Below are 10,300 nucleotides of genomic sequence, written 5' to 3'. Positions count from 1 at the left end.
GTGGTGGTGGTGTTGGGATGGTCGGTTAACCCGGGGTGGTGAATCGCCGATTGAAAAGTCGGCCGCTGGTGGCGTACGTCTTTGTGCGGTGACCGGCCGGCCACCGCACAGAGCCGTACGCAAGGCTCAACCGACCTGCTTCACCTCGATGACCTTGTATTCCTTGCCACCGATGATTTTCGTCTTCTCGCCCGTCTTCACGAATTTGCCGCCGCGCGGGATGAGGACTTCCGACTCCTTGCCCTGGTAGCGGGAAAGGGGATCGATGTTGCGGCCGTTGTCCGTAGTGACTTCGAGCACGACATTCTCGCCCTTCCTGCCGTTGCTCTTCGCGTTTTCGGCGGCGCGGTCGGCCTTGGCGGGGTCGCTGGACGTGCTGAGGTACTCGGGCATCTCGACCTCGTCACCGTTGGCGAACCTCTCCAGCAACTCGTCCGGCATGAACGTGCCCCGGTAGAACGTCCCATCGACCGGCGGCAGATGGTCCAGAGCGCGGTCCATGCGCTCGATGAACTTCGGGACCGAATTCGCACGGCTGCCGGGGATCGGCTGACCACGCAGGTACTTGTTCGCGTCCTCGGCCCAGGAGCCGGTGTAGTCGGCGACGATGAGCGCGTCCTGGGCGGTGAAGTCCTTCGTCAGCGGGTTCTGGCGAGCGATCTCCTCGACCTTCTGCGCCCAGTCCTTCCTGTCGGTGGAGCCGTATTTCGGGACGTCGTCCAGCGCGGTCATCGGGTTCGGGCGCTCGGAGCAATTTCCCCCACCTGGCTCCGGTTCCGGCTCCGGTTCGGGCTCCGGCTCTGGCCTCGGCTCATCAGTGAGCCCGAGAGCGTTGCGGAGCCTGTCCTCCGCGTCTTGGTACGTATCGACGCCAGCGATAGAGAATCCGGACAGTGACTGAACCATGTCCATCGCCGAAGCGCTTCCGGGATCGGCCGCGAGCGCGACGCCGCTGACGACAACACCCCCGGCGCCCACACGCGTACGAACCGCAGCCGAGGCAAGCGTGTAGCGCCCATCACCGGCTGCGCCCGTGCTCACCGGGCCGGAGAACGCGACCTTGGAACCGTTCAGGCAGTCATTCTTCTTGTCGTCGTCCTGGTCGTCGTCTTTGTTGTCGTCTTTGTTGTTGTCATCCTTCTTGTCGTCGTTCTTGCCGCCGCTGCTTCCGCCCGAGCCGCCACTGGAGCCTCCGCCGCTGTCGGAGCCGCCGGTGTTTGTTTCTGTGCAGCTCTGCATGATGCCCCAGGGGGCCATGACGGGGTTGCACTCGACGCCGCCGCTGGACCCGCCGCTGTCTGAACCGCCGTCTGATCCGCCGCCGTTTGATCCGCCGCCGTCCGAGCTTCCGCCGTCCGAGCTTCCGCCGTCCGAGCTTCCGCCGTCGGAGCTTCCGCCGTCGGACCCACCGCCGTCGGAGCCGCCCCCGTTGGAGCCGCCCCCGTTGGAGCTTCCGCCGTTGGAGCCTCCGCCGCTGTCGGAGCCGCCGGTGTTTGTTTCTGTGCAGCTCTGCATGATGCCCCAGGGGGCCATGACGGGGTTGCACTCAACGCCGCCGCTGGACCCGCCGCTGTCCGAACCGCCGTCGGACCCACCGCCGTCAGAGCTGCCGCCGTCCGAGCCGCCTCCGTCGGACCCCCCGCCGTCGGAGCCTCCGCCGTCCGACCCGCCTCCGTTGGAGCCCCCGCCGTCGGAGCCTCCGCCGTCCGACCCGCCTCCGTTGGAGCCGCCTCCGTTGGACCCGCCTCCGTCCGACCCGCCTCCGTTGGAGCCGCCTCCGTTGGACCCGCCTCCGTCAGACCCGTCGCCGTTGGAGCCGCCGTTGGAACTTCCTCCGCCGTTGGACCCGCCGCCGTTGGAGCTTCCGCCGTCGGACCCACCGTCCGAGCTTCCGCCGTTGGACCCCCCACCGTCGGACCCGCCGCCGTCGGAACCACCGTTGGACCCCCCGCCGTCCGACCCGCCTCCGTCGGAGCCCCCGTCGGACCCTCCGCCGTCCGAGCCTCCGCTGTCGGACCCACCGTCCGAACCCCCGCCGTTTGAGCCGCCGCCCGAGTCACCACCGCCGTTGTTCCCGCCGTCGGAGTCACCGCCACCGCCCGACTCGCCACCGCCCGACTCGCCGCCGCCCGACTCGCCGCCGCCCCCGGCGACCGTGTCGCTTTCACAGGAGCTGCCGAGGATGTTGCAGACCGCTGTCTGGAGGCCGTTCGCGATTTGGGGTCCCACGCCGCTGAGAACAAGCGCGCCGATGATCAGGGCCACCAGGCCGATCATGCCCGCGTACTCGGCCGTCGTCTGACCGCGGTTCCGGCGCCAGCCGATCACGTGCGGAGTCGACGGGATCGCGTCCCGGCGCAACCGCTCGCGCGTCCATCGCGGCCTCACCGCCCTCTGTTCCGCGGGCAGTTCGAACCAGGCCCGGCTGGTACCCGCACCGACCAGCGCCAGCAGTGCACCCGGCAGCAGCAGTTGGCTGAGCCCGCGCGCCGAGCCCCCGTACAGATTGACGATGCTGCCGATCAGCAGCCATGCCTGGAGAGCGATCAACGCGAGCCAGACGGCTTTCCCACCGGTCCACAGGCGCCGCGCCAGGATCACGGCGGCGATACCCGGCGCCACCGCGTACAGCGCCAGCAGAGAGAGCGTCGGCGTGACGCGAGTGCCCAGTTCCAGCAGCGAGTTCAGCACGCCGATGCCGCCCAGCAGCGTCAGGGCGCACATCAGATAGAGCAGAAACCGGGTCACGGCGAGTGATCTCGGCAACTCCCAACGGTGCGTTGGTATGCCGGCCCGGAACGCCAAGTCCTGTGACTCCGACACGGGGAAACCCTTCCAGCCGAACCGCTCAAGATGTCCGGCCCAGGCGTCCAGCCGTGCCGTATACGTCGGCACGGTACGTACGCGCAAGGCCCCATTCCTAGGGCCCACGGGCCTATCTCGGGCCCGCTCCCCGCCGTGGTGCGGTGGAACATGCGCTACCTGGAAGCGGACGCTCCCGGCGCCCCGATGGCACCACCGACGCCATGAAGTGGGGGCGGCGCGAGCCCGCACGGCCCGTGGACGCCGGCCGCGACCTCGCTCAGATTCGGCAAGAGCCGGGCGTCACACCGGCGGCGGGGTGAGTTTGGCGGCCACGGCGTCGAGGACCCAGTCCAGGCCGGTCGCGAAGGATGCCTCGGCGTCCACGTCCGTGCCGTCGTACACGGCTTTGGTCAGCACCGGGAAGCTGCCCGTGGCCAGCATTCTCGTCAGATGCGGCCCGGAGGCGCGCTGCCAGTCGTGCTTGGACAGGCCCGTGGCGCGCTCGGCCCGCAGGTTCGCGATCTCACGCCTGATCGCGCCGGTGAAGTAGGCGCTGACGGTCTCCACGGCGCGCATGACGGTGTCGATGTCGGCGAGGCCGTCGAGGGGGGCCAGCGTGGACTCGGCCACGGCGAGGCCGTTCGGGCCCAGGGTCGGGCGGCCGCCGAGCAGGTCGGCCAGCCATTCATGGCGGAGAGCGGTCTGCCTGGTGCGGTGGGCGAGGACGCGCAGCGCCTCCCGCCAGTCGCCGGGCTCCTCCTCGGGGAGAATCTCGGCGTGGACCTCGTCCACCATGAGGTCGAACAGCTCCTCCTTGGTGGCGATGTATCCGTACAGCCGCATCGGACCGGCGTCCAGCCGGGCGGCGACCTTGCGCACCGATACCGCCTTCAGCCCGTCCTCGTCGGCCAGCGCGATGGCGGCGGCGACGATCCGCTCCCGGTCGAGCGGCACGGGGCGAGTCGGCGGCTCCGGCCGGTCCCACACAGTCATGGTTCACATCGTACGGTTGCGATGCATCGTAATGAATCAATACAGTGTATCGACATGAGACATCGCATCGCCGTGGTCGGGAGCGGTCCTGCCGGCCTTACCTTCGCCCGCGTCCTGCACCGCCATGACGTCCCCGTCGCCGTCCTCGAACGCGATCCGGCCCCCGACGCCCGCCCCCCCGGGCGGCACGCTGGACCTGCACGAAGGGCTGGGCCAACTCGCGCTGGAGAAGGCGGGGCTGCTGGCGGAGTTCCGGACGCTGTCCCGTCCCGAGGGGCAGGCGATGCGCATCCTGGACACGGCCGGGACGGTCCTGCGCGACTGGCGGCCCCAGCCGGATGACCGGGCCAATCCCGAGATCGACCGCGGGCAACTCCGTGACCTGCTGCTCGGCCCTCTTGACGTCCGGTGGGGGCAGGGCGTGACGCGGGTGGTGCCGGGGACCCGCGATGGCGTACTGGTCCACTTCGCGGACGGGCGGCAGGAGACGTTCGACCTCGTGGTCGGCGCGGACGGTGCCTGGTCCCGGATCCGTCCGGCGGTCTCGTCGGTGACGCCGCACTACACCGGCGTCACCTTGGTCGAGACCGCCCTGGACGACGTCGACACCCGCCACCCCGATCTCGCCCGGCTGATCGGCGACGGTTCCGTGGCTGTGTACGGCGTGAACCGAGCGCTCGTCGCCCAGCGCAACAGCGGCGGGCACGTCAAGGTGTACGCGCAGTTCCGCGCGCCGCTGGACTGGCACGAGAACCTGGACTGGCACAAGAGCCTGGATCTGGACCTGGACCTGGCCGACGCCGAGGCCGCGCGATCGAGTCTGCTGGCCCTGTTCGACGGCTGGGCCGCTCCCGTCCTCGACCTCCTCCGCCACGGCAGCGCCTTTGTCCACCGTCCCCTCTATGCCCTGCCCGTGTCCCACACCTGGGCCCATGTCCCCGGGGTGACGCTCTTGGGCGACGCCGCCCATCTGATGCCCCCGTTGGGGGCGGGCGCGAACCTCGCGATGCTGGAAGGCGCCGAACTCGCCGAGTCCATCGCCACAGGCCCCGGAGATCTCGACGAGGCCGTCCGTGCCTTCGAGGAACAGATGTGGGCACGGGCCGGCGGGTGGGCGAAGATCACGACGACCGGCCTGGAACGCCTCGTGAGCCCGGACCCCGCCGAAGCCCTCGCCCTCTTCGACGAAGTCCAGGACGAAGTACGGCCATCCTGACCGCCAGGCGCGAGAGCGAGAGCGCCGGCGAACCGTCCGGCGGACCTGATCAACCGCTCAGCACGTCACCCTTCGCGTCGCGGATGTGCACCTGTTGCGGATGTGCGTCAGTCGCGGATGTGCACTCGCCGCGGATGTGCACCAGCCCGCAACCGCGCTATCCCGCGGTGGTCGGCGACAGCCGCCGTGTGATCCGGTCGAACAGCTCCGTCAGCGGCTCGCCGATGTCCCGGCCGAACTCGGTCAGCCCGTAGGTGACCTGGGGCGGCGACGTCGGCTCGACCTCCCGCCAGATCAGGCCGTCCTGAACCAGCGCGCGCAGGGTCTGGGCGAGCATCTTCTCGCTGATGCCCTGGATGCTCTCGCGCAGCTCGTAGAACCGGAGGTCGTTGCTCCGCAAGGAGATCAGCACCCAGATGCCCCACCTGCTGGTCACATGGTCGACCATGTCGCGCGCGGGGCAGTCGGTGTGAAACACGTCATACCGCTCACCGACCTCGGCCTGTCTGCGCTGCACGCCTCCCGCCATGTCATGAGCTTACCTCAAGGTATGTCCTTACCAATAGTTAGTCCGTGCTCCTAGCGTGACGGCCACAGAGGACATCCGCCAAGGAGCAGATCATGATCGTATTGACCGGAGCCACCGGGAACATCGGCCGGCCGTTGACGCAGGCGCTGGCCGAGGCGGGCCAGGAGGTGACGGCGGTGTCACGGCACGCGTCGGCGGTACCGGACGGCGTCCGCCATGTGGTGGCGGACCTGGCCGAGCCGGACAGCCTCAAGTCCGCGCTGGCCGGGGCGAAGGCGCTGTTCCTGCTGCTGTCCGGCGACCTGCACGCCACTGGCGCCAACCCTGCCGACATCATCGGCGAAGCCGCGGCCGGCGGGGTCCGCCGGGTCGTCCTGCTCTCCACGCTGGGCGTGGTGACCAGGCCCTCCGGCACCACGCGGATCGCGATGCGCGCGCTGGAGGACACGCTGCGGGAGTCCGGTCTGGAGTGGGTCATCCTGCGGCCGGGCGGCTTCGCCTCCAACGCCCTGTGGTGGGCCGAGTCCGTCCGCGTGCAACAGGTCGTCGCCGCACCCTTCGGCGACGTCGGGGTGCCGATCATCGACCCGGCGGACATCGCCGCGGTCGCGGCGGCCTGCCTGCTGGATGACCGGCACACCGGCGGCGCCTACGAGCTGACCGGCCCGGAGGTGATCACTCCGCGCCAGCAGACGGAGGCGATCGCCGCCGCGCTGGGCTCGCCGGTGAGGTTCCACGAGCTCACCCGCGACGAGGCGAAGGCCGCCATGACCCAGAGCATGCCGGCGGAGCTCGCCGACGACACTCTGGACATCCTCGGCTCCCCGAGCCCGGCCGAGCTGCGTGTCAGCCCGGATGTCCAACGAGTCCTCGGCCGCGCACCGCGCCCCTTCGCCGACTGGGCCGCCAGGAATGCCGCCGCGTTCCGCTGAAACCGCTCGCAGGGCGCTGACATGGCCCTGGCCGGGCCGGAACCGACGCTTCGGCCGCGCCGAATCGCCGTGCGGCCAACGCCGTTGACCGTGCCGGCCCAGGAACATTCCGATCGGATCCCGCCCTGTCGGCGACGATCGTTTGCCGACGGGGCGGGCCCGCGCGTCCAATGAACACGGAGATGCTCGGGGACCACCCCCGTCTGCGCGGGGACCACGGAGCTGACCCGGGAGGTTATGCGGGTCGGTGCTGCTTTTGCTTACTTCTGCGGTTTCGGCCCGTCCCCGCCCGGCTGCTCGATCCTTGCCTGCTCCACCAGCTCCGGATACGGGTCCTCCTCGTCCAGGTCCGACCCGTGCAGCGTCATGACCGACCATGGGACCGGACAGGGCGGGGCGTGGTCGGGGTCCGGGCAGAGGATTCTGGTGATCTGCTCCTTGATCTCGTCGGCCTGCTGCCGCGTGGCGTACACGCCCAGCCGCACTTCCCAGATGCTCCGCTCTTCGGACACGCCGGCCTTCCCGCTGACACTCGTTGAAGTGAATGAAGAAGTGGACAAAAGGGGGCGGGGGCGAATCGGGCGCCTCCCGCCCTTTTCGGACGATCTTTTTGGACGCTACCAGACGCGCTTCGCGTCGCAGTGGCGCTTGTAGTGGTTGGGCGGAACGGGGACGTTGCGCTTGGCGTCGTTGATCGCGGCCTGCTTGGAGTTGCCGCTGCCGTCCGCGCGGTCGTAGCCGACGGCGTTGTTGTCGCTGATGCGAACAATCTGGCACTGGACCGTCGCGTGCCAGGTGCGCTGGATCGAGATGCCGCCCCGCTGAGCGGCCTCGGGGAAGGCCGTGGCGGAGGCGGCGGGGGCGACGAGGCCGCCGAGCGCGAGGGTCATCGCCCCCACGGTCAGCGCGGTACGGAACTTCTTCACGGGGTCCTCCTGGGTTCGGTGCGGCACGGGACGTGCGTTCTTTGCAGCCGCAGCGCCTCCGACCCTCGCACCCGCACCCGCCGAACGCATCGGCTGACAGCCGGGTTGGCAGTGCGTCGGCAGGGTGGCAGCCGCAGGACTGCCACACCGGCGGACCTGCCACGGACTGCCAACGACGTACGGTCCGCGCCGAGCTCTGAACCGACGCGGCCTCCACCGCTACGTACTGGTCGTAGCGACCACGACCCCGGAGGAGACCCATGGTGTACGACACGGCCCACCCGCCCCTGACGGGGCAGCGCGACAACCCCTCGCTGGTGACCGTGGTGGGCACGGAACTGGCCCGCAACAAGCGGGGATTCGTGCCCTGGTACCACCTGCTCGCGCCGATCGTCATCACCGTTCCGCTGTTCCTCGGGGCGCTCGGCTCCTCCGAGGCGAAGGCCGGGCAGACCTTCGAGGTGTTCCGCAATGTGACGCTGGAGTTCTGGGGCGTGCTGGTGCCGATGACGGCGGGGCTCGCCGCGGCGCTGACGGTCCGCGCCGACCAGGACGCCTGGCGGCTGCTGCTGTCGTACGGTGTCCCGCGCCGCCGGTACTTCATGGGCAAGGTGGCCGCCCTGGGCGTGCTCGGTCTTGTGTCCTCCACGGTGCTGCTGGTGATGCTGTCACTGGGCGCGATGATCAGCGGAAAGTTCCCCGGGGCGATGGGGACGGTGGTCGCGGCGGTCTATCTGCCCTGGCTGGTGGGGCTGTCGATGACGGCCCTGGCCGTGCTGGTCGCGGTGATGTGGGGCACGGGCCCGAGTATTGGGGTGGGTGTCGCGGGGCTGTTGTGCGGGGCGCTCGTCTCGGACAAGGACTTCTGGTACGCCGTTCCGTTCGCCTGGCCCATGCGAGTGGTGCTGCCGCTGGCCGGGATCGGGCCCAACGGGGTGCCGTTGCCCGAGGGCAGTCCTGTGACCGCCATGTCGGCGATCCCGCTCGCCGTTGCCCTCGCCGTCTCGCTGACCGCGGTCCTGCTGGTCGTCGGCAGCGCGCACATGAGCCGTAAGGAGATCTGACCATGCCGACGACGGCTACTTCCGCGCTGTCCATCCGGCGGCTGCACAAGCACTACGGCAGCCACCGTGCCCTCGACGGCGTGGACCTCACGGTGTCGCAGGGAGAGGTCTACGGCCTGCTCGGGCCGAACGGCGCAGGCAAGACGACCCTGATGAAGACGGTGCTGGGTCTGCAGCGTCCCACGTCGGGCCGTATCGAGCTGTTCGGCGGGCCGGTCGGGCGAGAGGCGCTGGCGCGGGTCGGCGCGCTGATCGAGGTACCCGGTCTGTGGCCGACGCTGACGGGCGACGAGACGCTGCGGCTGCACGCCTCGCTGCGCTGTGTCCCGAAGGAATGGATCGAGCCGGCCCTCGCCCTGGTGGGGATGACCGGGGCGCGTGACCGCAAGGTCGGCGCGTACTCCCTCGGGATGCGATGGCGGCTGGGCATCGCCGTGGCGCTGCTGGCGCGACCGCGGCTGATCATCCTCGACGAGCCGACCAACGGGCTCGATCCCGTGGGCATCCGGGAGATGCGCGGGATCATCCGGTCGCTGGCCGGCGAGGGCGTGGCGGTACTGATCGCCAGCCATCAGCTGGCGGAGGTGGCCCAGGTGTGTGACCGGGTGCAGGTCCTGGTGGCGGGGCGGACACAGTACGAGGGTCCGCTGGCCGGGCTCGCCGACGACGGTGACCTGGAGGCCGGGTTCTTCCGCCTGCTGGAGACCGCGGATGCGGGCGTGCGCTGAACGGCCCCTTCAGGGACGGCCAGGTCCGGTCCGGCCAGGTCCGGCCCGACCAGGTCCGGTCAGGTCCGGCCCGGCCAGGTCCGGCCAGGTCCGGTACGGCGGCCGTGGCCAGTACGGCCAGGTCCGGTATCGCCCTCCGCTCCGGGGCACCCCTCTCCAGCTCCGGAGCAACCCCCTCCAGGGCAGCTCCCTCACCGGCCGCCCGGCTCCGGGGACAGCCCTCCGGCACCGACCCTTTCCGGGACGCCTCCGGCACATCCCGGGGCCGGAGACGTCATCGGGGCCGGAGGACATGACCCGGCAGGCCCCGCCGTGCGGCGGGCCGCTCAGCCGGCCTGTGACCGGACGCGGTCGTCGGTATCGGCGGGTGCCGGGATGACGGACATCAGTTCGGCACGGCCCCGGACGCCGAGTTCGTCGTAGAGCCTGCGGATGCGGCGGTACATGGACCGCTCGGAACAGTAGTGACGGCGTGCTATCTCCGACACCGTCATGGACGTGCGGAGCTGGCGGACCAGTTCCCGGTCGGCCCGGTGCAGATCCGGGACCGTCGGCGCTCCCGCCGCGTGCAGGCCGGGGAGGGCCACGGGCCGCGTGACCCTCTGCTCGGTGACGCGTACGGGGGCCGGCCGGGCGTCGGCGGGGACGGCGGCCGGACCGTCGGCGTGGGTGATGGTGCGGGTGTAGGCATGGGTGATGGCATGGGCCCGCAGTTGCGCGTGCACCATGCCGATCTGGCTCTCGCCCGAGATGGCCACGTTGAACACGAAGTTCGCGCCGGAGCGGATGGCGTAGTAGGTGTGGTGGCCCGAGAGGTCGTTCGTGACGGCGATGAGCAGGGACAGCGGGTGCCGTACCCGCAGAGTGCGCAGTTCCTCGGCCTGGAACTCGCTGTTGACCGGTAGCAGCACCGGCAGGCTGAGCCCACCGGGAGCGTTCAGTTCCTCTTCGTCGACGAAGTCGACGTGGTCAAGGCTGCGGCGGAGCGTCTCGAACGGTGAGTCCGCCGAACCCGCCGAGTCGAAATGACTCCTGAGGCCGGCATGGACCAATACATGAAAAGGCTGGGACTCGTGCACTGCGTTGTTCCCCCGTGTGTTGTGGATC

9 protein-coding genes and 1 pseudogene are annotated in these 10,300 nt (G+C 70.1%); 4 read left to right on the top strand and 6 right to left on the bottom strand.

Annotation, left to right across the window (positions count from 1 at the left end; translation table 11 throughout):
• Nucleotides 1-126: 126 nt before the first annotated feature.
• Nucleotides 127-2,910, bottom strand: a complete 2,784-nt coding sequence (locus ACZ7LS_RS23425; RefSeq protein ID WP_385130756.1) for an ADP-ribosyltransferase — start codon at nucleotides 2,908-2,910, stop codon at nucleotides 127-129.
• A 195-nt stretch (nucleotides 2,911-3,105) separates the two neighbouring features.
• Nucleotides 3,106-3,798: a TetR/AcrR family transcriptional regulator gene (locus tag ACZ7LS_RS23420; RefSeq protein ID WP_382669864.1), complete on the bottom strand. Its 693-nt coding sequence runs from the start codon at nucleotides 3,796-3,798 to the stop codon at nucleotides 3,106-3,108.
• A 54-nt stretch (nucleotides 3,799-3,852) separates the two neighbouring features.
• Between ACZ7LS_RS23420 and ACZ7LS_RS23415 the strand changes: the two are divergent.
• Nucleotides 3,853-5,014: pseudogene (locus tag ACZ7LS_RS23415) on the top strand (FAD-dependent oxidoreductase).
• Between the two features lie 157 nt (nucleotides 5,015-5,171).
• Here ACZ7LS_RS23415 and ACZ7LS_RS23410 read toward each other — a convergent pair.
• Nucleotides 5,172-5,543, bottom strand: a complete 372-nt coding sequence (locus ACZ7LS_RS23410; RefSeq protein WP_385130753.1) for a winged helix-turn-helix transcriptional regulator — start codon at nucleotides 5,541-5,543, stop codon at nucleotides 5,172-5,174.
• 92 nt (nucleotides 5,544-5,635) lie between these two features.
• Between ACZ7LS_RS23410 and ACZ7LS_RS23405 the strand changes: the two genes are divergently transcribed.
• Nucleotides 5,636-6,475, top strand: a complete 840-nt coding sequence (locus ACZ7LS_RS23405) for an SDR family oxidoreductase (protein ID WP_385130750.1) — start codon at nucleotides 5,636-5,638, stop codon at nucleotides 6,473-6,475.
• 260 nt (nucleotides 6,476-6,735) lie between these two features.
• Here the strand turns inward: ACZ7LS_RS23405 and ACZ7LS_RS23400 are convergent, their stop codons facing one another.
• Nucleotides 6,736-6,987, bottom strand: coding sequence for a hypothetical protein (locus ACZ7LS_RS23400; protein WP_382522695.1), 252 nt, complete (start codon nucleotides 6,985-6,987; stop codon nucleotides 6,736-6,738).
• 105 nt (nucleotides 6,988-7,092) lie between these two features.
• Nucleotides 7,093-7,401 carry a hypothetical protein gene (locus ACZ7LS_RS23395; RefSeq protein ID WP_385130747.1) on the bottom strand — a complete coding sequence of 103 codons (309 nt, stop codon included), beginning with the start codon at nucleotides 7,399-7,401 and terminating at the stop codon, nucleotides 7,093-7,095.
• A gap of 260 nt (nucleotides 7,402-7,661) precedes the next feature.
• On the opposite strand from ACZ7LS_RS23395, the gene ACZ7LS_RS23390 reads away from it, so the two are divergent.
• Nucleotides 7,662-8,465: a lantibiotic immunity ABC transporter MutE/EpiE family permease subunit gene (locus tag ACZ7LS_RS23390; protein ID WP_382873705.1), complete on the top strand. Its 804-nt coding sequence runs from the start codon at nucleotides 7,662-7,664 to the stop codon at nucleotides 8,463-8,465.
• 2 nt (nucleotides 8,466-8,467) lie between these two features.
• Nucleotides 8,468-9,193 (top strand): ABC transporter ATP-binding protein, encoded by a 726-nt coding sequence (locus ACZ7LS_RS23385; protein WP_382669849.1) that lies wholly within the window; start codon nucleotides 8,468-8,470, stop codon nucleotides 9,191-9,193.
• Nucleotides 9,194-9,519: 326 nt separating this feature from the next.
• Here the strand turns inward: ACZ7LS_RS23385 and ACZ7LS_RS23380 are convergent, their stop codons facing one another.
• Complete coding sequence (locus tag ACZ7LS_RS23380) at nucleotides 9,520-10,272, bottom strand: helix-turn-helix transcriptional regulator (RefSeq protein ID WP_385130743.1); 753 nt, start codon at nucleotides 10,270-10,272, stop codon at nucleotides 9,520-9,522.
• Nucleotides 10,273-10,300: the final 28 nt, after the last annotated feature.

Source organism: Streptomyces sp. NPDC039430, from assembly GCF_055639435.1.
The sequence above is the reverse complement of the archived record's forward strand: the minus strand, read 5'-3'. Positions and strand labels throughout refer to the sequence as shown.

Coding starts and splice junctions, on each gene's coding strand:
- ACZ7LS_RS23410 (WP_385130753.1), bottom strand. CDS start 5,543: ATGGCGGGAGGCGTGCAGCGCAGACAGGCCGAGGTCGGTGAGCGGTAT.
- ACZ7LS_RS23405 (WP_385130750.1), top strand. CDS start 5,636: ATGATCGTATTGACCGGAGCCACCGGGAACATCGGCCGGCCGTTGACG.
- ACZ7LS_RS23385 (WP_382669849.1), top strand. CDS start 8,468: ATGCCGACGACGGCTACTTCCGCGCTGTCCATCCGGCGGCTGCACAAG.
- ACZ7LS_RS23420 (WP_382669864.1), bottom strand. CDS start 3,798: ATGACTGTGTGGGACCGGCCGGAGCCGCCGACTCGCCCCGTGCCGCTC.
- ACZ7LS_RS23390 (WP_382873705.1), top strand. CDS start 7,662: ATGGTGTACGACACGGCCCACCCGCCCCTGACGGGGCAGCGCGACAAC.